20 protein-coding genes are annotated in these 20651 nt (G+C 65.1%); 4 read left to right on the top strand and 16 right to left on the bottom strand.

The window, feature by feature from the left end; all coding sequences use genetic code 11:
- The 7 genes from spt to obgE all read right to left on the bottom strand — a co-directional run bounded on the left by spt (position 1) and on the right by obgE (position 7049).
- Complete coding sequence (spt, locus tag ACT53M_RS12990; RefSeq protein WP_476233860.1) at positions 1–1203, bottom strand: serine palmitoyltransferase; 1203 nt, start codon at positions 1201–1203, stop codon at positions 1–3.
- A 5-nt stretch (positions 1204–1208) separates the two neighbouring features.
- Entirely contained in the window at positions 1209–1451 is a 243-nt protein-coding gene (locus ACT53M_RS12995; protein ID WP_476228082.1) for an acyl carrier protein, read from the bottom strand.
- An 88-nt stretch (positions 1452–1539) separates the two neighbouring features.
- Positions 1540–3087 (bottom strand): hypothetical protein, encoded by a 1548-nt coding sequence (locus tag ACT53M_RS13000; protein ID WP_476233861.1) that lies wholly within the window; start codon positions 3085–3087, stop codon positions 1540–1542.
- Between the two features lie 24 nt (positions 3088–3111).
- Entirely contained in the window at positions 3112–4017 is a 906-nt protein-coding gene (locus tag ACT53M_RS13005; RefSeq protein ID WP_476233862.1) for an NAD-dependent epimerase/dehydratase family protein, read from the bottom strand.
- Positions 4014–5159, bottom strand: coding sequence for a glutamate 5-kinase (proB, locus tag ACT53M_RS13010; RefSeq protein ID WP_476233863.1), 1146 nt, complete (start codon positions 5157–5159; stop codon positions 4014–4016). The genes ACT53M_RS13005 and proB overlap by 4 nt, the downstream gene beginning before the upstream one ends.
- A 41-nt stretch (positions 5160–5200) precedes the next feature.
- Positions 5201–5944, bottom strand: coding sequence for a hypothetical protein (locus ACT53M_RS13015; protein ID WP_476233864.1), 744 nt, complete (start codon positions 5942–5944; stop codon positions 5201–5203).
- A gap of 49 nt (positions 5945–5993) precedes the next feature.
- Positions 5994–7049 carry a GTPase ObgE gene (gene obgE / locus ACT53M_RS13020; protein WP_476228087.1) on the bottom strand — a complete coding sequence of 352 codons (1056 nt, stop codon included), beginning with the start codon at positions 7047–7049 and terminating at the stop codon, positions 5994–5996.
- A 187-nt stretch (positions 7050–7236) separates the two neighbouring features.
- Between obgE and lptF the strand changes: the two genes are divergently transcribed.
- Together lptF and lptG are read left to right on the top strand one after the other, a co-directional pair.
- Positions 7237–8442, top strand: a complete 1206-nt coding sequence (gene lptF / locus ACT53M_RS13025; protein WP_476228088.1) for an LPS export ABC transporter permease LptF — start codon at positions 7237–7239, stop codon at positions 8440–8442.
- Positions 8439–9536, top strand: coding sequence for an LPS export ABC transporter permease LptG (lptG, locus tag ACT53M_RS13030; protein WP_476233865.1), 1098 nt, complete (start codon positions 8439–8441; stop codon positions 9534–9536). Before lptF ends, lptG begins: the two co-directional genes overlap by 4 nt.
- Before the next feature lie 524 nt (positions 9537–10060).
- On the opposite strand, the gene ACT53M_RS13035 is transcribed toward lptG, so the two are convergent.
- Complete coding sequence (locus ACT53M_RS13035; RefSeq protein ID WP_476233866.1) at positions 10061–11158, bottom strand: fatty acid desaturase family protein; 1098 nt, start codon at positions 11156–11158, stop codon at positions 10061–10063.
- A 152-nt stretch (positions 11159–11310) separates the two neighbouring features.
- Here ACT53M_RS13035 and ACT53M_RS13040 point away from each other — a divergent pair, with 152 nt between their 5' ends.
- The gene (locus ACT53M_RS13040) at positions 11311–12468 is read left to right on the top strand and encodes an N-acetyltransferase (RefSeq protein WP_476233867.1); all 1158 of its coding nucleotides are present in this window, start codon (positions 11311–11313) and stop codon (positions 12466–12468) included.
- 45 nt (positions 12469–12513) lie between these two features.
- Here the strand turns inward: ACT53M_RS13040 and ACT53M_RS13045 are convergent, their stop codons facing one another.
- The 7 genes from ACT53M_RS13045 to ACT53M_RS13075 all read right to left on the bottom strand — a co-directional run bounded on the left by ACT53M_RS13045 (position 12514) and on the right by ACT53M_RS13075 (position 19476).
- On the bottom strand, positions 12514–12807 hold the full coding sequence (locus tag ACT53M_RS13045; protein WP_476233869.1) for a hypothetical protein: 294 nt from the start codon (positions 12805–12807) through the stop codon (positions 12514–12516).
- A 225-nt stretch (positions 12808–13032) separates the two neighbouring features.
- Positions 13033–13803, bottom strand: coding sequence for an exodeoxyribonuclease III (gene xth / locus ACT53M_RS13050; RefSeq protein WP_476233871.1), 771 nt, complete (start codon positions 13801–13803; stop codon positions 13033–13035).
- A gap of 9 nt (positions 13804–13812) precedes the next feature.
- Positions 13813–14154, bottom strand: coding sequence for an iron-sulfur cluster insertion protein ErpA (gene erpA, locus ACT53M_RS13055; protein ID WP_476233872.1), 342 nt, complete (start codon positions 14152–14154; stop codon positions 13813–13815).
- Between the two features lie 39 nt (positions 14155–14193).
- Positions 14194–15378, bottom strand: a complete 1185-nt coding sequence (locus tag ACT53M_RS13060) for a M23 family metallopeptidase (RefSeq protein WP_476233874.1) — start codon at positions 15376–15378, stop codon at positions 14194–14196.
- A gap of 119 nt (positions 15379–15497) precedes the next feature.
- Positions 15498–16292: a ferritin-like domain-containing protein gene (locus tag ACT53M_RS13065; protein ID WP_476233876.1), complete on the bottom strand. Its 795-nt coding sequence runs from the start codon at positions 16290–16292 to the stop codon at positions 15498–15500.
- 5 nt (positions 16293–16297) lie between these two features.
- Complete coding sequence (locus ACT53M_RS13070; RefSeq protein WP_476233878.1) at positions 16298–16768, bottom strand: peroxiredoxin; 471 nt, start codon at positions 16766–16768, stop codon at positions 16298–16300.
- Positions 16769–16779: 11 nt separating this feature from the next.
- Positions 16780–19476 (bottom strand): bifunctional [glutamine synthetase] adenylyltransferase/[glutamine synthetase]-adenylyl-L-tyrosine phosphorylase, encoded by a 2697-nt coding sequence (locus tag ACT53M_RS13075; protein ID WP_476233880.1) that lies wholly within the window; start codon positions 19474–19476, stop codon positions 16780–16782.
- A 47-nt stretch (positions 19477–19523) separates the two neighbouring features.
- On the opposite strand from ACT53M_RS13075, the gene ACT53M_RS13080 reads away from it, so the two are divergent.
- Positions 19524–19736: a hypothetical protein gene (locus ACT53M_RS13080; RefSeq protein WP_476233882.1), complete on the top strand. Its 213-nt coding sequence runs from the start codon at positions 19524–19526 to the stop codon at positions 19734–19736.
- A gap of 60 nt (positions 19737–19796) precedes the next feature.
- Here ACT53M_RS13080 and ACT53M_RS13085 read toward each other — a convergent pair whose 3' ends face one another.
- Positions 19797–20447, bottom strand: coding sequence for a sigma-70 family RNA polymerase sigma factor (locus ACT53M_RS13085; RefSeq protein ID WP_476228100.1), 651 nt, complete (start codon positions 20445–20447; stop codon positions 19797–19799).
- Positions 20448–20651: the final 204 nt, after the last annotated feature.

A 20651-nucleotide genomic window follows, 5' to 3' on the forward strand; every position in this document is an offset into this window, starting at 1 on the left:
TCAGCCGAGCACGCCCACGGCCTGTCCCGCTGCGCGGAACATCGCAAGAACCCGGTCGATTTGTTCAGCGGTGTGCTCGGCACAAAGCGAACAACGCAGCAGAAAGGTTCCGGCGGGGGTTGCCGGCGGACGGGCCATGTTGACGTACAGGCCGCCGTCGAGCAGCGCCTGCCACATCGCCACCGCCTGCTCCTGATCCTCCAGGATCACCGCGACGATCGCGCTTTCCGGCGTGGCGGTGCCGAGCTTGAAGCCCATTGCGGTCAGGCCGCCATGCAGCTTGCGGGCATTTTCCCACAGATGCGCGCGCTTGTTATGCGCGTGCATCAGCTTGCGGATCGAGGTTGCGGCGGTCGCCACCACGCTGGGGGGCAGCGAGGCAGTGAAGATATACGGGCGGCAGGCAAGCCGGATCGCCTCGAACTTCGGGTGGTTCGAAATGCAGAAGCCGCCGACCGTGCCGACCGACTTGGAGAAGGTGCCGACGACGAAATCGACCTGATCCTCCAGGCCCTGATCCTCGTACACGCCGCGGCCGTTGGGGCCGAAAAAGCCCATCGAATGCGCTTCGTCGACCAGCACCATCGCGCCGTGCTTCTTGGCAACGGCAACCATTTCCTTCAGCGGGGCGATGTCACCGAGCATCGAATAGACGCCCTCCAGCACCACCAGCTTGCCCGCATCGGCCGGCAAGCGGCCCAGCCGCTTGTCGAGATCGGCCACATCATTGTGGCGGAAGCGGACGATCTCGGCATAGCCCTGCTTGCAGCCGTCATAGATCGAGGCATGGCTGTCGGCGTCGAGGATGATGTACTCGCCCTTGCCGGCAAGCGTGGAGATCATGCCCAGATTGGCCATATAGCCAGTCGAGAACACGATCGCGCCGGACACGCCGTAGAAATCGCGCAGCGCCTGTTCGACTTCCATATGGTCGCGGAAGGTGCCGTTGAGCATCCGGCTGCCATTGGTGCCCGAACCGAACTGGTCGAGCGCGTCCTTGCCGGCCTGGATCACGTCCGGGTCGAACGTCATGCCCATATAGTTGTAGGTGCCGAGCAGGATCGTGTCCTTGCCCTTGATCACTGCCTCGGTCGGCGACTTGACCTGATCCATCACGATCGCGAACGGATCGGTGACGCCGCTGTCGAGCAGCTTCTGCCGCTCGGCGATCAGGCCGTCGAACTTGCTCATCAGGTCGGTCATCGCGCTCAGCCCTTCAGCTTCTGCACGGCATCGACGAGCTGGCCAACATTTTCGATCTCGGCCTGCATGTTCATCGTGATGAGGATGTCGAATTCGTCCTCGATCGCGGCGACGAAATCCATCACCGTCAGGCTGTCCCACTCCAGGTCGCCGGCGAAGGTGGTGGTATCGGTCAGCGCGACGCCCTTTTTGTTGAACGGGGCAATCTGGGCGGTGACGGCTTCGAAGATTTCTGCACGATCAGTCATGCGAGCGGTCCTTAGAGTGATCGCGCCCGAGTGCCAAGCGAATGCGGCGGAAACAGGCCCAAGACGGGGCGATGCGGGGCCCGCCCGGTCAGCCGGTGCTGGCAAGATCTGCTTCAGCCAGCACCTGATGCACCCACAGGTCCATCTGATCGGCGATCTTCTGGAGCAGTGCGGGGCGATAATGCGTCACATCGGCCATCTCGTCGGGATCGTCGAGCAGGTGCGCGACTTCCAGTATCCAGACATGCCGGGGGTTCTCGCGTGCGATCCGCCGCCACAGCGCGTTGAACAGCCGGGCACGTTCGGGCGTATGATTGAGTCCGTGGCGATATTTCGCGTCCGGCGCGTTCTCGGGCGGCAACACCACCAGCATCTTCAGGTCATGCTCGATCAGGTGGATGCACAGCCGCAGCACACATTTCTCGTACACGCCGCGTTCGAGCAGATGCCACCGATCGGGCCACTGCACATCGAGATAGTCGACCGTCGCGCCATAGACGAGAAACGGGGGGAAATGCTGCCCGGCATGGCTGCCGTCTTCCATCATCCCCAGCCGGAACACTCGGGGCCGGTTGTCGAACTCAGTCACGGTGCGGAAGCGGCTGTAATGGGCGATGCCGCCCGACTGGCAATCGAACATGATGCGGATCGCCGGATCGGCGACCGGTTCTACGGCGAGATCGGCGCGGACTGCGGCACGGATAGCGGGATCGTGGAAGTCGCAATCGGTGATCCAGTCGGGGGGACCGGCATCGAACCGCCCTGCCCACGCGCTGCCGTCCAGTTCCGGATGCAGCACGCGGACCTTGTCCAGCGCCCAGGCCTCCAGCCCCATATGCATCGCCCGGCACGAAAAGGTGAAATGGACGAAGCGCTTCTCCAGCCGGTCGACCATCACGAAGCCGACCAGACCATATCGGCCGTATTTGTCCCAGGCGAAGATCGACCAGCATTCGTGCCGCTTCACGTCGATGATCGCCCGCTCCAGCGCTTCTGTCTCAACGCGCGAGCTGGTATAGTTGAGCTGGTTGGCGCGATTGATCAGCTCGGCGATGCGCGGCGCGAATTCCAGATTGTCCATCAGGAAAGGCGCACAGGCTCGTAGTTCCGACGCGCGCAGGAAATCCTGGTGCGAAGCGGCCGGCGCCGCGCTGCGATCGGCGCGCTTGCGCTCCAGAACGCGATATTCCTCGACGCGGCTGCGCCGGCCGGTCTGCAGCGCAAGCAGCCCGGCGAGCTGCTCGTCGGCATCCGGGGCAGTGGCGTCGAGCGTGTGGATGTCGGGCAGCGCATGGCGCACGCCGTGGAGGTTCTGCGGATTATCGTCGACGAACAGCACATTCGCGGCTCGCAACTGCATGTCGTCGATGATCGCCCGCACCGCATCGGGCTTGGGCGTGAAGGCAATGTGCGGGAACACGAAGGCATCCCACATACCGAACGCCTCGAGCTGCGCCCGGGCGGCGGCGAAGTCGTTCTTCGAACAGATCGACGACACGACGCCACGCGCGTTGAACGCGCGGATCAGCTCGGCACGGCCAGCATCCAGCACCACCGCCTCGCCATCGGCCAGCGTGCCAAGCCACAGCGTGTCGTCTAGATCCCAGATGATCAGCTTGATCGGGGCGTTCCACATGCCCCTATTGTAGGACGGCGGCGGCTACAGCAGCCCGTTCACACGATACCAGGCGGCGGTGTGCGCCAGCCCCTCGCCGGTCTCAACCTCCGGCACCCACAAATTGGTCGGCGGCCGTCGCGCCGGATCGGAAACCCAGTCGGGGTGACAGAAATAGGATACGCGATCGGGAGTCAGCTTGGCGCCCTTGCCACGCACCAGCTTGTCGCCCCAGGCGACCAGCATCAGCACCGCCTTGGGCAGACCGATCGCGGCGACACGCTTGCCCACTGCCTTGCCGATCGCCCGGCCGAAATCGCCATGGCTCCAGCCGCCCGGGGCGCCATCATCAGGGTCGAGATAGCCGGGCAGCGCATCGGTCGCGGCAAGTGCCAGCAACAGCCGACCGAGATCGCCGACCTCGATAACCGAGAAGCGCCCGCCGGCGGGGCCGATCGCCAGCCCGCGCTGCGCCAGCCGGAACAGCTCGAGCAATTCCTTGTCGCCGGGGCCGTAAATGGCCGGCGGGCATACGATCGTCCAGTCGAGCCCGGATGCTTCGACCAGCTTGTCCGCCTCTGCTTTCGACCAGCCATAGGCCGACAGCGCCGGCTCGCGCGCGGCAAGCGAAGAGACGTGGACGAAACGGCGGATGCCAGCCTGTTTCGCCGCCGCCAGCATGTTCGCCGTGCCGGTGATATTGCCATGTGCGAAGCCTTCGCGGTCGGGCGCATTCACCACTCCCGCCACATGAATCACCGCATCGGCGCCGGCGCACAGTGCCGCCAGCGCATCCGCCGCATCGAGATCGCCGCGCACCCAGCTAACGCCTTCGCGCGCCGGCTGGTCGCGCCGGGCGAGCGCGCGCACCTGATGGCCGGCCTCCACCGCCAGCGTTATCAGCCGCGACCCGACAAAGCCGGTGCCGCCGGTGATCGCCAGCACGCTCACAGCAGCGCCATATGGCTGCGGTGGACCAGCGCCGCGCGCGGCGCATAGCCCAGAATTTCCACCAGCTCCTCGCTGCGCCGGCCGACGATGCGCGAAGCGTCGACATGGCCATATTCGGCCAGCCCGCGAGCGACATGTTTGCCGTCCGGCGCGACGATTACCACCAGGTCGCCACGGGCGAAGCGCCCTTCGACGCGGGTTGCCCCGGCCGATAGCAGGCTGCGCCCTTCGCGCAGTGCCTGCGCCGCACCGGCATCGATATGGATCGTACCCTTGGCAGTCAGCCCGCCGCGCAACCACGCCTTGCGCGCCGCCCCGCTCCTCTGCGCCAGGAACAAGGTGCCGTGCCGCGTCTGCGCCAGTCGCGCCAGCGGGTTCGCCACCCGGCCATCGGCGATGGCGAGATGCGCCCCGGCACTGGTCGCGATACGCGCTGCTTCCACCTTCGAGACCATGCCGCCCGATCCCATGCCGGAACGCGATTCGCGATCGGCCATATTCTCGATGCGGTCGTCGATATTGTGGACCAGCGGGATCAGCGCCGCATCGGGATTGGTGTTGGGATTGGCGGTGTACAGACCGTCGACATCCGACAGCAGCACCACGCCATCGGCATTGGCCGCGCTGGCGACGCGGGCAGCGAGCCGGTCGTTATCGCCGAAGCGGATTTCCTCGGTGGCGACCGAGTCATTCTCGTTGATCACCGGCACCACGCCCAGCCGCAGCAACCGGTCCAGCGTGGCAGACACGTTCAGATAGCGGCGGCGATCCTCGAGATCGTCGAGCGTCACCAGCATCTGCGCGGCCGTCAGCCCCTCGCCATGGAGCAGTTCCGCCCAGATGCTCGACAGCGCGATCTGCCCGGTCGCTGCGGCGGCCTGCGCGTCCTCCAGGCTGGCGCGGCCGCCCTTGGGCAATTTGAGGCGCCGCGCTCCCAGCGCAATCGCGCCGGAGGATACGATCACGAGTTGCTGCCCCGCCCGGGCGCGCTCGCCCAGGTCAGCGACCAGCCCCGCCAGCCAGTCGCGACGCACGCTGCCTTCGGGATCGACGAGCAGCGACGACCCGACCTTGACCACCAGCCGCGCGCATTGCGCGGGCAGAAAGCCGATCGCATCGGCAGCAGGGGCGGGCGCAGACATGGACGCGCTCTTAGCGGCCGCTGTCGGGGTATGCCAAGCGCTCAGACGAGCGATTCCCGCTGCAGGTCGCTGCGATGGCCCGAACCCGACTGGGCGAGCCGCGCCACCACCGCATCGCGCGTCTCGCTGTCGCCGGCGCGGATCTCGCCCAGCTCTGCGGCCGTCAGCAGCACCACCGGCACGACGCGCACCGGCGAAAGCGGCATGTCGCTGATACGGGTATCGAAATCAGGCTCGGGTGCGCCGATCATCACGCCCAGCACATCGTCGGCAGTGATGAAATGTTCGGGCAGGCGCGCGGTGATCGCAGCCGAACTGGAGACATTCGTCAGCTCAAGCGGAATCGGGCCATGACGATCGAGCGTGCGCAGGATGCCGCCCTCCTCCACCACGATCGCGGCGACGCGGCGCAGCACCTCCAGCATCCAGCCGTCGCCGGCTACCGGCGAAGGCGTGCCCTCGCCCGCGCCTTCCACGAACAGTTCGATCTCAAAGCCGTTGACGCCCGCCGATTCGTCAAGCGGGTCGGAAAGCCCGTCGGTGGCGAGCAGGATGGCGCTGTCGCGATGGACCAGACGATAGGCCTCGTGCCCGCCCGGCCACATCGATGCCGCCGGCGCCGAGGAGAGGATGCGGTCGCCGGCCTGCCCCAGCCCCGCCCAGAAGCGCGCGCGCACCAGCGCGGAACGCTCGATGACGCCGGGTTCCGCCACCGGCAGGATCGGCGCCGGCTCGGGCGAAGCCTTGCCCCCGAACAGTCCCCGAACCCAGCCGAACGCACCCATGGCACTCTCCCATCACGAATCAGGAGCGCTGCCTTGCCCTAGAAATGCGTCAGAGCGGCGACCATTCCACGGGTTCTTCATCCTCATCGGTACTATCTGCCCGCGCCCGCTGTTCGGCAGGGCCAATGGCTTCCAGCAACTGATCGAGCACCCAGTCGACGCCCGTGCCCGCCGCACCTGAAATGGGGATTACCGGCGCCCCGCTCGCTTCTTCCAGTTCCGCGGACAGCGCGGCGATCAGCTCGTCGTCGAGCATGTCGATCTTGTTGAGCGCGACGACCACCGGCTTGTCGATCAGCCCGGCGCCATAGGCCTCCAGCTCGTCGCGGACGATGCGGTAGCTGGTGGCAACATCCTCGTCATTCGCGTCGACCAGATGGAGCAGCACCCGGCAGCGTTCGATATGCCCCAGGAACCGGTCGCCGATGCCCGCCCCTTCGGCGGCGCCTTCGATCAGGCCGGGAATGTCGGCGATCACGAATTCGCTGCCCTTATGCCGCACCACGCCCAGCTGCGGCCGGGTGGTGGTGAAGGCATATTCACCCACCTTGGCCTGCGCATTGGTGACGGCATTGATGAAGGTGGACTTGCCGGCATTGGGCAGCCCCACCAGTCCGGCATCGGCCAGCAGCTTCAACCGCAGCCAGACCCATGCCTCGTCACCCGGCCAGCCGGTGCCGTGCTGGCGCGGCGTGCGGTTGGTGGAGGTCTTGTAGCTGGCATTGCCGCGCCCGCCGTCGCCGCCGCGCAGGAACACCACGCGCTCGCCTTCCTTGGTCAGGTCGAGCAGCAGCGTGCGCTCCTCGTCATCGGCCAGCACCTGCGTGCCGACCGGCACCTGGATCACCAGATCCTTGCCGCCCGCGCCCGTCCGGTTCGATCCCGCCCCGCCTGTGCCGCGGGGTGCCCGGAAATGCTGGGTGTAGCGGAAATCGATCAGCGTGTTCAGGCCCGGCACGGCTTCGAAAATGATGTCGCCGCCCTTGCCGCCGTCGCCGCCGTCGGGGCCACCATATTCGATGTACTTTTCGCGCCGGAAGCTAACCGCACCCGGGCCGCCCGTGCCGGAACGGACGAAAATCTTGGCTTGATCGAGGAAATGCATCGCGGGCCCATAAACGGTTGGAGCGATTCCGTCACCCCCAGTTGCCCTGCCACTGCGGCATGTTGCGCAGTACATGCCACTTTCCGGGTGGCATCGGCGTTCAGCACGGCTATAGGCGGTCGATCGTTCGCGCCGTAACGAAGAATGGCAAGGCGCGATGACAGGATTGAGGGCCTTCGGCGGACGCATGAATTCGATCGATCGCTATATGGCGCGGCTGATCGCGGTTCCGCTGATCTCGACGCTTATCATCTCGGCGATGCTGCTCGTGCTCGACCGCATGCTGCGTCTGTTCGAGTTCGTCGCGACCGAGGGCGGGCCGGTCAGCGTGGTGTGGCGCATGCTCGCCAACCTGCTGCCCGAATATCTGGGCCTCGGCATTCCGATCGGGCTGATGCTGGGCGTGCTGCTCGCCTTCCGCAAGCTGGCCACGACATCGGAACTGGACGTGCTGCGCGCCGTGGGCATCGGCTATACCCGCCTGCTGCGCGTGCCCTACATGTACGCCATCGTGCTGGCAGTCATCAATTTCGGCATCGTCGGCTTCCTCCAGCCCACCTCGCGCTACAATTACGAGCAGTTGCGGTTCGAGCTGCGCTCGGGTGCGTTGGGCGCTTCGATCAAGGTGGGCGAGTTCACCAATTTCGGCTCGAAGATGACGATGCGCATCGAATCGAGCCAGAATGAAGGGCGCGACCTGCGCGGCATTTTCGTGCAGATGATGACCAAGGACGGCACGCCGCTGGCGGTGACGGCGGAGCGCGGCCAGTTCCTGCGCGCCGACGATCCGGACACGATCATCTTCCACCTGACCAACGGCACGCTGGTCCATTACGACAAGAGCTCGCCGGTGCCGCGCGTGCTCACCTTCAGCACCCACAACCTGCCGATCCCGCTCCCCAAATATGAGCAGTTCCGCAAGCGCGGGGACAAGAATGTCGAGCGCACCCTGCCCGAGCTGGTGGTGACCGGCCACGATCCGCATTCGAATGAGGAAGAGCGCGAAACCAGCCGCTCTGCTTTCCATTACCGCATGGCGGAAGTTACTTCGATGTTCCTGCTGCCGATGCTGGCGGTGGCGCTGGGGATTCCGCCGAAGCGCTCCACCTCGGCGCTGGGTGTCTTCCTCTCCATCTTCATCATCGTGACCTATCACAAGGTGAACGAATATGCGCAGGGGTTCGGCAGCCTGGGACGGATCGACCCCATCATCGCACTTTGGGTTCCCTTTGCCATTTTCGCCGGCATGACGATCTGGATGTATCACACCGTCGCCTATGTGCCCGGCGGCCAGCCGATCGGCGCGCTGGAGCGGGTGTTCGCCAAAGCCGGCAAGCTGCTGGGCAAGTTGCTGCCCGGCCGCCGCCGGCCGAAACCGGAGCCGGCCGAATGAACTTGTCGGCCTTTTTCCCCTCACCCACCATGTCGGTCTATATGGGCCGCATGTTCCTGCTTCGCACCTTTGCGATTCTGGGGGCTCTGGTGCTGGTGCTGCAGTCGCTGGACCTGCTGACCGAATCCGCCAACATCCTTGCCTATCCGGGCAATGGCAGCGCGGAGATATGGCGCTATGTCGGCATGCGTGCGCCGCAGATCATGGCGACGTTCCTGCCCTATTCGGTACTGGGCGGCGCGATCCTGACCATGGCGCAGCTTAACCAGAACAGCGAAGTCATCGCGCTCAAGGCCGGCGGGCTCTCCGCGCATCAGGTGCTGGCGCCGCTGCTCGTCGTCGGCTTCGGCATCGCGCTGTTTTCCTTCGGCTTCAACGACCGCATCGTCAGCCGTGCGACCGCCGCGCTCGAACAATGGAAGAAGGTCGATTTCGCCCCGCTGCCGATCGACCGTGGCGACCGCACCAATGTGTGGGTGCGCGACGGCACCCATCTTGCCGAGGTACGCCAGATCAAGGGCAAGGGCGCGGCAACGCAGCTGTTTGGCATTACCGTTTATGAGCGCAAGGGCGGCTCGCTGATCTCGATCCTCACCGCCAAGCATGGCCAGCGCTCGGGCGATGGCTGGCGCGTCGATGGCGCCCAGCGCTTCGATGTCGCCACCGGCACGATCGCCCCGCTGCCACCGGCGATCATGGGCCGGGGCGTGCGGCCCGACCAGTTCACCCTGTCGCACGTCGATGCCGACACCATGTCCTTCGGCGCCCTCAGCGAAGCAATCGGCGAACTGAAGGCGGCCGGCCGCCCCACCAAGGCGCTGGAAGGATCGCTGTGGCACAAATTGTCAGGGCCGCTATCAGCGCTGCTGATGCCATTGCTGGGGGCCGTATCGGCATTCGGCCTTGCCCGGTCTGGCAAGCTGTTCATCCGCATCGTCATCGGCATGGCGCTGGGCTTCCTCTATTTCGTCGCCGACAATTTCGCGCTGGCCATGGGCAATCTGGGGGCCTACCCGCCGTTTCTCGCCGCCTGGGCACCCTTCCTGCTGTTCCTGATGATCGGCGAAGCGGTACTGTTGCGGACGGAGGAATAGCGGGGACGGTTGCGTCCGCTAGCTTTCTGGCGGCCCTCTTGCCAGGCACCACCTGTTCCCCATATGTTCGGAAACACCCCCAAAAAGGTGCGCCGCTCTTTGAATCGTCGGATCAAACCACGCGCCTCCCGCAATTACGCGCGTGAGCCTAAACTTCCTAAACTTTGCCATTCGTGCAGGTACGAAAATATCGCTGCCGCCAAGGCCGGCGCCGATAATGGCGATTGGTCGCATGAAAGCGCTCCTTGGTTCGCGGCATCCTTCGATGCTGGCAATTGCAGGGGGAGACGCCGGCCATCCGTGCGAGTGCGCGGAAAGGTGTGTACGCTGCCGCTTGTGGAGGAGGATTACTCATCCAAACAGCCGTTTTTCGCGACTGGCCGTCGCTACAGGAATGGCTTGTCTGTGACAATCGCCGGGCAGGCACTGTCGGGGCGGCTCTCGCAAAGCAGAAACGCGACGCACCAAAACAAAAGGCCGGAGCATCCCTGCCCCGGCCCTTGTCGACAGCATTTGCGAGACGATCAGCGCTGGCGCAGCGTTCCCTGTGCCAGCTTTACCACCAGCCCGGACAGCGTGGGATAATTGGCCTTGTGATAGGCCGAGTCAGGATCGAGCGCCGCGACCAGCCGCCGGTGCGCCTCACCCAGCGAATGATAGGGAACGGCCGGAAGCAGATGGTGCAGCGCGTGATAGCGCAAGCCCACCGGCGCCCAGAGATAAGGGAGGAAGCCGGGTTCGGGCACGTTGACGCTATCCAGATACTGGGCGGTGACGGTTAGCGGCTCGCCTTCATTTTCCCAGAGATGGGCAACTAGCGTGCGCACCTGATTGATCACGGCCGACGCTGCCACGATGGCGATATAGGCAAGGAAAGCGCGCAGCGGCAGGATGCCCGCCACGGTGATGCCGATCAGCGTGATCGCAAACAGGCTGGCACCCAGTTCCTGCCAGAACCACTGGCGGCGGAACGCGCCCTCGGGCATCCGCCGCTCGAACGACGGATTGATCTGCAGCCCGGAATAACGCGCGACAACCAGCCGGCGCAGCTTCGGAAAGACCAGCGACAGCGGCGCCAGCACCGCGAAACGGATCAGCAGACCGATCGGCATCAACACCGAGACGAGCAGGAACAGCGGCAGCGTCCACGGCTTCATCCGCGCGAGCGGCAGATATTCCGGATCCAGATCGGTGCCGTAACGGGTGCGGGCATGATGCAGGCTGTGAATGCCTTCATACATGAACGAGGGCAGCAGCAGCGGCACGCCCACTACCATGTTCCACCCCAGCCGGAAGCCCGGCAGCAGCGAATGCTTCACATGGGTGATCTCGTGGATGAACAGCTCGGCACGATAGAGCGCCAGCACCGCGATGATGCCGCCGATCACCGCCACCCAGGGCGAGGCAGCGAACATCGCCGCCGCCATGCCGGCATAGCCGATAGCCGCGGAAAGCAGGCAGTCGGTCCAGTAGAGCCATTGCTTGGGAGTGTGCAGGTCGCGGGTCAGCTCCACGGCGGCGCGCAACATCGCGCGGTCGTCCGGAACGCCCGAAAGCCGGATACGTGCGATCGTCGCCGAGACGTCGGCGTCCGGAAGATCGAAGGCTAGCGATTGGGTCATAGGTTCTGCCATTGGCCTTAGATAGTGGCTATACGGTGGCAATACAGGGCCCATGGGAGGCAAGTCGCTGCGGTGCACACCTGTCGCTTGACAGGCGCCTTCGGACGCAAGACTGCATTGCGCCGTATCAAGTTTTTCTGGGGATCCGCAGCATGGCCAATACCGACCTCACGGTCCGCCCGGTTTCGGGCAAGGCCGATACCAAGGCATTCATCGAACTCGCCTATCGCCTGAACGGCGACGATCCCCACTGGGTTGCGCCGCTGCGCGACGAAGTGGCGGGCACGATCAGTCCGAAGAAGAATGGCTGGTTCAGCCATGCCGAGGGCCAACTGTTCCTCGCCGAGCGGGCGGGTCGGGTGGTTGGCCGCATCTCTGCGCATATCGACCGGCTGGCGCTGGAAATGCCGGCCGAGCAGGGCTTTGGCCCCGGCACCGGTTTCTGGGGGATGTTCGAGGCGGAGGATGCCGAAGTCGCCGCCGCGGTCATCGCCCAGGCCGAGGACTGGCTGCGCGCCAAGGGCTTGACCCGAGCGATCGGTCCGGTCAGCCTGTCGATCTGGGAAGAGCCCGGCCTGCTGGTGAAGGGGCATGACCATTCGCCGACCGTGCTGATGGGGCATCACCCGGCGCGCTATCAGGGCTGGATCGAGGCGCAGGGTTATGGCCCGGCGAAGAAGATCGTCACCTATGAACTCGACATTACGAAAGAATTTCCGCCGATCGTGCAACGCATCGTCGCAAGCGGCGAAAAGAACCCGCGGATCCGTATCCGCCAGGTAAACAAGGCAAAATTCGCCGAGGAAGCAGCGATCATCCTCGCCATCCTCAACGACGCATGGTCCGATAACTGGGGTTTCGTACCCCTAACCCAACCCGAAGTCGACGATGTCGGCAAGAAGCTAAAACCTCTCGTATTCAACGACCTGATCCGCATTGCTGAATATGATGGTGAGCCGGTCGCCTTCATGGTGACCCTGCCCGACCTCAACGAACCGCTGAAGCCGCTCAAGGGATCCCTGCTTCCGTTCGGCTGGGCCAAGCTGCTGCTTTGGTTGCGCAAGCCGCGCTCGCGCACGATGCGCGTGCCGCTGATGGGCGTGGTGAAGCGGCTGCAATCGTCGCGGATGGCCAGCCAGCTAGCTTTCATGATGATCGAATATATCCGCCGTGCCTCGGTTGCGCACTACGGCGCTTCGCGCGGCGAAATCGGCTGGATCCTCGAAGATAATCAGGGAATGGTCGCGATTGCCGACGCGATCGAAAGCCGCATCAATCGGGAATATCTTATCTACCAAAAGGCGCTTTGATCCGGAAAGGCTCCCGCGGCATTGCGCTGCGGGAGCTTCAGCTGGTCAATATTGACGGAACGGGTCCTGCCCTTCCTTGATCCAGGCTTCGCGGGATTTGCACCGCGTTTTCCATGCGGTCTTTTCGCCGACCGGGCGCCGACTGACACACCAGACTAACTTCCGCTCCGGCAAACTGAGCGTCGCGATATCCTTCTTGACGGGCTTCGCGGCGGGTTGAGTAACGTCAGGATCGAAGGCGGCGGCGCTGGCGGGCGCCGCGCCCAGTGCCGAGATCGTCATCGCACAGGCAACAAAAGCGATGGCGAGACGGGAAGACTTTTGTCGAATAGCAGTCATGGCTGGATTCCCTTGTTAGCGGATCAAGCCGACGCTCCTTCGTTTTCGCCGGCAATTCCGGCATTGCAGCCATCGTGCCAAAAATCTTTTTGTTTATATACAACGCATTACGGGAAACACCACCCCAGGCATACCGTATTATATCAGCAATACACACCAAGGCGTAGCACGGCACACCACTTCGCGGCATCGTATACCGGCAAGCAACACCGCCCCCGGCGCGGTTCAGCGTAGCGTGATCCAGGTCGGCGCGTGGTCGCTCGCCTTCTCGCGACCGCGATATGCCTTGTCGACGCCGGCACCGGTGAAGCGATCGGCTGCCTGCGGGCTCATCAGCAAATGATCGATGCGAAAGCCCGCATCGCGCTGCCAGGCGCCCGCCTGATAATCCCAGAAAGTCCAGATACCCCCGGCCGGGTAGCGGGTACGCAGCGCGTCGGTCCACCCCTGGGCCAGCAGCGCGCGGTATCGCTCGCGCGATTCGGGCTGCATCAGTGCATCCTCGGCCATGGCGCGGACCGAGAAGGTGTCGTCATCGTTCGGGATGACGTTATAGTCACCTGCCAGCACCACCGCCCGCTCTTCGGCCAGCAGCGCGCGGGCGCGGTCCTGCAGCCGCTCCATCCAGCGCAGCTTATAGTCGAATTTCGGCCCAGGTTGAGGATTGCCGTTGGGCAGATAGATCGAGGCGACGATCAGGTCGCCCACTTCGACTTCGACATAGCGACTGTGCGCGTCCTCAGGATCGCCCGCCAGGCCGCGCTGCCGCTCTACGGGCTGCTGCCCGCGCGCGAGCACGGCGACGCCATTAAAGCCCTTCTGCCCGTGGAACACGCCGCCATAGCCGGCGCCTTCGATCGCCGCGACAGGCAGCGTCTCGTCGGCGCCCTTCAGTTCCTGAAGGCAGACGATGTCCGGCTTTTCCTCGTCCAGATATTCGAGCAGACGCTCGAGACGGGCCTTGATGCCGTTGACGTTGTAGGTAACGATTTTCAAGGCGCGCGCTCAGACCGAGAAGCTGGTGCCGCAGCCGCAGCCGGATGCAGCGTTCGGATTGGCGACGCTGAAATGGGCGCCACCCAGATTGTCGACAAAGTCTACCGTAGCGCCGCGCACGAAATCGAGGCTGACTGAATCGACGACCAGTCGCACACCATCTGTTTCCGTCACCTGGTCATCGCTGTCGACTGCTTCAGCCAGTCCGAAACGATATTGGAAACCGGAACAGCCACCGCCTTCCACCGAGAGGCGGAGGATTGCCGGCTTGCCCTGTTTGACAGCGATCGCCGCAACGCGCGCGGCGGCTGCAGGCGAAAAGCCGATCTCGGAAGCGCTAACCACAGTCATGGTGCGGAGATAGTGCGCCCCGCACCGCCAGGCAATGCGTCAGCGCGGACCGCCGACACCACCCTGCGCATTGACCTGATTCTGGGCCACATATTCGCCCGTCTGGAGGAACGGGATCGGGTTTACGGCGCGGCCGTCGATCCGCACTTCATAGTGCAGGTGCGTGCCGGTCGAGCGGCCGGTCGACCCCATCAGACCGATGATCTGGCCGCGATGGACCCGCGTGTTATCAGCAACGAGGATCTTCGAGAGATGGCCGTAGCGCGTTTCAAGGCCGCGGCCATGGTTGATTTCAACCAGATTGCCATAGCCGCCCTGCCGACCTGCATGCGACACCACGCCATCGGCTGTAGCATAGATCGGCGTGCCCATGGCGCCCGGAATATCGACGCCCGGATGCATAGCCGCCGTCCCACGGAAAGGATCGGAGCGCACGCCGAACAGCGACGTGAAGGTAACATGCTGCACGGGCTGCATCGACGGGATCGAAATCACCGTCTGCTCCAGCGAATCGAGCTTCTTCCAGGTGAGGAACAGCGCGCGGAACTGCGCATCGGCATCGGCAGTGGCCGCCGAAGCGGTGGAGTTGTCGTCATCGCTTACCGGCTCATAGGGACCGCCCATCGCCACCTTGGTCCGGACGAAACGGTCCGGCGTAATGCCGAGGCGCTTCAGATGACCGGCAACCAGACGATAGCGCGCCTCACCCGCAGCAATCGCCTTGGAGGCAAGCGCAAGCTGGCGCGCCTCGACCCGGCGCAGCGGTGCGGTGACTTCCTCGCCCAGCGCGCTCGTGCGCGCCGCCGCGTCGGGAAGGTCACGCTCGATGAGCGAGCGGTCGCCCTTGCCGGACACGACCGCGTTCAGCAACGCCTGACGCTGTTCGACCCTGGCGGCATGGAGCTTTGCGGCTTCCTTGGCGGCGGCGACATCGGCCTGCAACTTCGCCACTTCGGCGCGCATGCGGGCGACCTGCTCCGCCGGCGAGCCGGGCTTGGCGACAGCGCCGGCCAACGTAATCGCGCCAGCCATCGCCTGCGACACGCCATAGCCGGAGAACAGCACGGTGACAGCCGCGACACCCGCAAACAGTGCCTGGTTGCGTCCACCGACGCTGAACCGGCGCAGCGCCTGTCCGTCGTGAAAAATGAAATCGCGCGTGGTGAAGAACGAACGGAACTTCTGCGCAAGCTTCACGTTTTCGGCCTTGAACGGTTCGCTCATGAGTCCCCGGCAAGTCATGAAGCTACACCGTGCGACCCGGCGTTGGCTTCGAGATGGAAGACGTCCCGAAGCGACAGCCCCTTCGCGTCCGGAACATTTCCTTGCCTTTTGGACGATTATCAGCCGCCGACAAGCGCTTGGTAATATTCACGCGTCAAACCGGCTGAGTCGCGCGCCGAGTCGTTGAACGGCGGCTTAATGAGCCCCCGGAAATAGGTTCGCACCAGTTCCTGCCAGGTCGTTGCGGGTGCGAAATCGCGTTGCTTGCAGGCCGATTCGAACCAGCGCGTTCCCGCCCGCACATGGCGCACCTCGTCCTCCAGAATTCGTTGCAGAATGCGGGTCGTTACGGCGTCGCCGGACGCCTCGAATCGCGCGATGGTCGCGGGCGTGACGTCGAGGCCCCGCGCCTCCAGAACCATGGGCACCACCGCCAGCCGGGCGAGCGGATCGTGCATCGTCACGACGGCGGCGTCCCATAGCCCGTCATGCGCAGGCAAGGCGCCGTAATGGCTATGCAGACCGCGCAACCGCCGTTCGAGCAACGCAAAATGCATCGCTTCATCCGCGCCTACGCACATCCAGTCGTCGACAAAGCCACGCGGGAACTGGCCACCGAAACGGCCAACCATATCGAAGGCCAGGTCGATTGCGACGAACTCGATATGGGCCAGCGCATGGATCAGCGCGATCCGCCCCTGCTCCGATCCGCCCCGCCCACGCTTGGGCATGCGGTTGGGCGGCAACAACTCGGGCCGGGCCGGCCGCGCCGGCCGATCGGGCATCGCCACATCGAAGCGATGCGCCAGCCGCCCCAGCCGCCAGTCGCGCGCGGCAGCGCGGGCGGCCATCACCTTGGCGATGGGGTCGCCCGCTTGGAGTACGTCCCGCGCGGCTTCGGCAACGCTGCGCATGTAGGTCAGGCCAGCCCCTTCACGGCGCCCAGCACTTCCTCGGCATGGTCCGGCACCTTCACCTTGCGCCAGGCGCGCACCAGCGTGCCATCCGCGCCGAACAGGAAGGTGGAGCGCTCGATGCCCATATATTTCTTGCCGTACATCGACTTTTCGACCCAGGCGCCAAGCGCCTCCATCAGCGCGCCGCTCTCGTCGGTGGCGAGCGGCACGGTCAGATCATATTTGGCGGTAAACTTCTGGTGCTTGGCGGGCGGGTCCTTCGACACGCCGAGCACCAGCGCGCCGGCGGCGGTGAAGTCGTCCATCAAACCTGAGAAATCCTGCGCCTCGCGCGTGCAGCCCGAGGTATCGTCCTTGGGGTAGAAATAGAGCACGAACGGCTTGCCCGCCGCCCATTCGGGCAGCACAATCGTGCTGCCGTCCGCCGCCACCAGTTCCGCCTTGGGCAGCTTGCCGCCTTCTTCCAGTGCCATGTTCGCCTCCGTCAGCTACGGGCCTGGATGTCGGCCCAACATTGGCGGACCTCCTGCCGCGTCTGATCGAGCGTCGCAACCACCGCTTCCCATTCGGGAAGGCCGACCGCGCGGGCGATGAGTGCCCGGCTGGTCGGGCCCGGCGGCTGGGCATCGGGTGCGACCAGCCGCATCGTCACCAGCAGCCGACTGAGAAAGTCATGCGCCGGCCGCATCGTCTTCGGCATCAACCCGGCGCCGATCAGCGCGTCGATCGCAAGGCCGAGATGCGGATCGAAGCCGGTGCGATGCACCAGCTGCAGCACATGGGTGGCGAATTCCAGATCGACCAGACCGCCGTCCAGCAGCTTGGCATCAAGCGGCCCGGCCGGCGGCTTGTGCGTCGCCATTTCCGTTCGCATGTGTGCCGCATCGGCGGCAATGTCGCGCACCGGCCGCGCGCCTTGCAGCACCTCCGCCACCACTTGTGAAACGGCCGCCCGCGCTGCGGGCGAACCGAACACCGGACGCGCGCGCGTGAGCGCCATATGCTCCCAGGTCCAGGCCTCCTCCTCCTGATAGCGACGGAATCCTTCCAGCGAGACCGACAAGGGGCCCTGCATGCCCGAAGGCCGCAGCCGCGTATCCACCTCGTACAGCGGCCCCGCCGCCGTCGGCACAGAAAGGGCAGCCGTTATCCGCTGTGCCAGCCGGTTGTAATAGGTGACGGCACCAAGCGGCCGCCGCCCGTCCGATTCCGCAGCATAATCGCCGGTGAACAGGTAGATCAGGTCTAGGTCCGAGGCATGGGTAAGCGCCTGCCCACCCATCCGGCCGAGCGCCAGAATCACCATCTCGCTATCAGGAACGCGGCCATGCGCTTCCGCGAATTCGGCAATGGTGGCCGATGCCAACACCTCGATCGCCGCCTCTGCAACGCAGGCATAGCCGGTTGAGACTTCCAGCGGGTCGCTCACCCCGGCGATGATCTGCGCCCCCAGCGCAAAGCGTTTCTCGCCCACCAGCCGCCGGACAAACTCCAGCCGCCACTGATAATCAGCGCCCCGCTCGGCAGCGCCCATTTCGGCCGCCAGATCCGCGACGCTCGCAACCGGCGCGAGCGCCGTCGCATCGATCAAACCATCGAGCAGTTCTGCGCTCCGCCCCAGTTGCTCGGCAAGCGTCGGCGCATGGCTGAGGATCGCGCTCAACAGCCGGGCCAGCGGCGGCTGCGCCTCCAGCAGGCGGAAGATGTTGATGGCGCTGGGCAGGCGCGACAGCATCGCATCGAAGCGGGTTATGGCATGCTGCGGATCGGGCGCACCGCCGAACGCTGCCACCAGCCCCGGCAACACCGCCTCCAGCGCCTCACGCGAAGCAGGACTGCGCAAGGCCGGATAGGCGCCGCCGCGCCAACTCTCGATCAGCCGGCAGGGCGTGTCCGTATCGGCGAATCCCGCTTCGGCCAGGCATGTGGCGAGCCGATCGGGATCGCCGGGAACGGTCCCCTCCCCTTCCCCTGCCAGCGAGTCGTAAATAGCCCCCACCCGTTCGACATGCGGCTGGAGCAGCGCAATCAGCGCATCGCCGTCCGACAGCCCGTGCAACTGCGCGACATTGGCAAGCGCAGCCGGGTCGGCCGGGAGCGTATGCGTCTGGCGATCATCGACCATCTGCAGGCGATGTTCGATCGTGCGGAGCTGCACATAGGCCTGGTCGAGTGCAGCAGCGTCTGCGGGATCGATCCGTTCGGCCTGCGCGAGCGCCGCCAGCGCGTCGCGCGTCGCGGGGACGCGCAGCGTGGCATCGCGTCCGCCATGGATCAGCTGATGCACCTGCGCAAAGAACTCGACTTCGCGGATGCCTCCACGGCCGCGCTTCAAATCATAGCCCGGGCCGAAGCGCTGGCCCTGGCTGTAATGGTCGCGAATGCGACGCGAGATTTCGCGTATCTCGCGGATCGCCCCGAAATCGAGCGCGCGGCGCCACACGAACGGGCGGATGGCGGACAGGAAGCCTTCGCCCAACGCCAGATCGCCGGCGCAGGCGCGGGCCCGGATGAAGGCTGCCCGCTCCCACGGCAGCGCCTGGCTTTCATAGTAGGAAATCGCCGCTTCGACCGGCAGCACGATCGGGGTCGCTTCCGGGGAGGGCCGCAGCCGCAGATCGACGCGCAGCACATAGCCGTCGCCGTCACGCGCCTGCAGCAGTTCGACGACCCGCCGCCCGATCCGCACCGCCGCTTCTTCCGGTGCCTCGCGGGGCCGGCATGGCAGCGTGGCCGGATCGAACAAAAGAATCGGATCGATGTCCGAGGAATAGTTGAGTTCGCGGCTGCCCTGCTTGCCCAGTGCAATGGCGGCAAACCCGCGCGGTTCGGCGCCGGGGGTGCGCTCCGCAATGGCCGCGGCAATGGCGCGATCCACAGCGCCATCGGCAAAGTCGCTGAGCAGCCGCGTGACGCGCCCAAAGTCGTACAGGCCGGCCAGATCACCCAGCGCAGCCAACAGCGCCAGCCGACGCCGTTCGATGCGCAGCCGCTGCCCGACCGGCATTTCCTCCGGCAGATCGGCTGCCGCGGCGGCCATCGGATCGGCAAGGGCGACATCCAGCCGCCCCAGCAGGGCGGCCTCACGCGCCATTACCATCGCTAGGAAGGGCGAATGCGCATCTGCGCGCGCCAGCGCTGCGTCCAGCGAAGGGGAAGACAAGGGCAAACGACCTTCCATCAGTCTCAGGGCGCGGCACAATTGCGACGAAACGGGCAACGAAAGCAATGCAGGGCCGTTTCAGCGATGTGACACGCCCTGCGCGAAACGACGCCCCCGAGGCACAAGCTGCGACGATGTTCCGCATCGAAGCACCGCGCGCGGGCGACGCGATCGGGTCGGCGCTCCGCGATGCCTATGCGCGCGAATTGAGACTGCCCGAGGACATGGCGCAGTTGCTGGCGCAGCTGGGCGCGCAAGCGAGCAACCGCAGATACTGAAATCGCTATAAAAATTGGCCCCTCGCCTTCGGCGAAGGGCCACAGGTCGAAACCGATTAATTAGCGGTCGCGGCTCAAATCGTCGACCTCGCCCATGATCGTGTCGAGCGCGCTGCGGCCGTCCTCGTTGATATGGCTGTCACGGCGAGAGGGCAGCTGGCCTTCGGAAAGCAACGCCTCCAGCGCGACGCGCCCGCGTGCCACGCGGCTCTTGATCGTGCCCACCGCTACCTGGCAGATTTCCGCTGCTTCCTCATAGGCGAAGCCGCCGGCACCGACCAGAATAAGCGCCTCGCGCTGCGGCTGCGGCAAATGGAGCAGCGCGCGCTGCATGTCGGAGAGCTCGACGTGACGATCCTGGCTGGCGGGGGCTGCCAGTAGCCGGTCGGCCACCAGATCGTCCCACTCGCCCTTGAAGCGGGCACGGCGCATCTGGCTGAGATACAGGTTGCGCAGGATGATGAAGGTCCAGGCGCGCATATTGGTGCCGGCCTGAAACCGCTTGCGCGCCGCCCACGCCTTCAGCAGCGTTTCCTGTACCAGATCGTCCGCGAGATCGCGGCTGCCCGATAGCGAGCGCCCGAAGGCGCGGAGGTGCGGAATGACCTGGGCAAGCTGCGTCTTGAACTCGGGGTCCGACAGCGAAACATGCTCCGCCGGCACCGCACTGGTCGCGACGCCTTCTTCTTCCGACGGATTGGAGTCAGTCATGCGGTCCCGTTCTTTTGCGCGCACGGATACGCGAGGTGAATCAGAGCTGGGGCCCGCGGCCAAGTTTTCAACCAAGCGTCCCCCCGAATACAAATGATCAAACCCACAGAATGATCGCGAAAGCGACGATCACGAGCAACAAACCGCCCCCCAGCACATAGCGCGCAACGTGCGGCGTAGTGCCGGCACGGGCCCGATCCGTGG

The organism is Sphingomonas sp. DMC6 (assembly GCF_056314225.1).

What these genes read in the sequence shown, in the direction of transcription:
- spt (WP_476233860.1), bottom strand. Translation starts at nt 1,203, where the DNA reads ATGACCGACCTGATGAGCAAGTTCGACGGCCTGATCGCCGAGCGGCAG.
- ACT53M_RS12995 (WP_476228082.1), bottom strand. Translation starts at nt 1,451, where the DNA reads ATGACTGATCGTGCAGAAATCTTCGAAGCCGTCACCGCCCAGATTGCC.
- ACT53M_RS13000 (WP_476233861.1), bottom strand. Translation starts at nt 3,087, where the DNA reads ATGTGGAACGCCCCGATCAAGCTGATCATCTGGGATCTAGACGACACG.
- proB (WP_476233863.1), bottom strand. Translation starts at nt 5,159, where the DNA reads ATGTCTGCGCCCGCCCCTGCTGCCGATGCGATCGGCTTTCTGCCCGCG.
- ACT53M_RS13015 (WP_476233864.1), bottom strand. Translation starts at nt 5,944, where the DNA reads ATGGGTGCGTTCGGCTGGGTTCGGGGACTGTTCGGGGGCAAGGCTTCG.
- obgE (WP_476228087.1), bottom strand. Translation starts at nt 7,049, where the DNA reads ATGCATTTCCTCGATCAAGCCAAGATTTTCGTCCGTTCCGGCACGGGC.
- lptF (WP_476228088.1), top strand. Translation starts at nt 7,237, where the DNA reads ATGAATTCGATCGATCGCTATATGGCGCGGCTGATCGCGGTTCCGCTG.
- lptG (WP_476233865.1), top strand. Translation starts at nt 8,439, where the DNA reads ATGAACTTGTCGGCCTTTTTCCCCTCACCCACCATGTCGGTCTATATG.
- ACT53M_RS13035 (WP_476233866.1), bottom strand. Translation starts at nt 11,158, where the DNA reads ATGACCCAATCGCTAGCCTTCGATCTTCCGGACGCCGACGTCTCGGCG.
- ACT53M_RS13040 (WP_476233867.1), top strand. Translation starts at nt 11,311, where the DNA reads ATGGCCAATACCGACCTCACGGTCCGCCCGGTTTCGGGCAAGGCCGAT.
- ACT53M_RS13045 (WP_476233869.1), bottom strand. Translation starts at nt 12,807, where the DNA reads ATGACTGCTATTCGACAAAAGTCTTCCCGTCTCGCCATCGCTTTTGTT.
- erpA (WP_476233872.1), bottom strand. Translation starts at nt 14,154, where the DNA reads ATGACTGTGGTTAGCGCTTCCGAGATCGGCTTTTCGCCTGCAGCCGCC.
- ACT53M_RS13060 (WP_476233874.1), bottom strand. Translation starts at nt 15,378, where the DNA reads ATGAGCGAACCGTTCAAGGCCGAAAACGTGAAGCTTGCGCAGAAGTTC.
- ACT53M_RS13065 (WP_476233876.1), bottom strand. Translation starts at nt 16,292, where the DNA reads ATGCGCAGCGTTGCCGAAGCCGCGCGGGACGTACTCCAAGCGGGCGAC.
- ACT53M_RS13070 (WP_476233878.1), bottom strand. Translation starts at nt 16,768, where the DNA reads ATGGCACTGGAAGAAGGCGGCAAGCTGCCCAAGGCGGAACTGGTGGCG.
- ACT53M_RS13075 (WP_476233880.1), bottom strand. Translation starts at nt 19,476, where the DNA reads ATGGAAGGTCGTTTGCCCTTGTCTTCCCCTTCGCTGGACGCAGCGCTG.
- ACT53M_RS13080 (WP_476233882.1), top strand. Translation starts at nt 19,524, where the DNA reads ATGCAGGGCCGTTTCAGCGATGTGACACGCCCTGCGCGAAACGACGCC.
- ACT53M_RS13085 (WP_476228100.1), bottom strand. Translation starts at nt 20,447, where the DNA reads ATGACTGACTCCAATCCGTCGGAAGAAGAAGGCGTCGCGACCAGTGCG.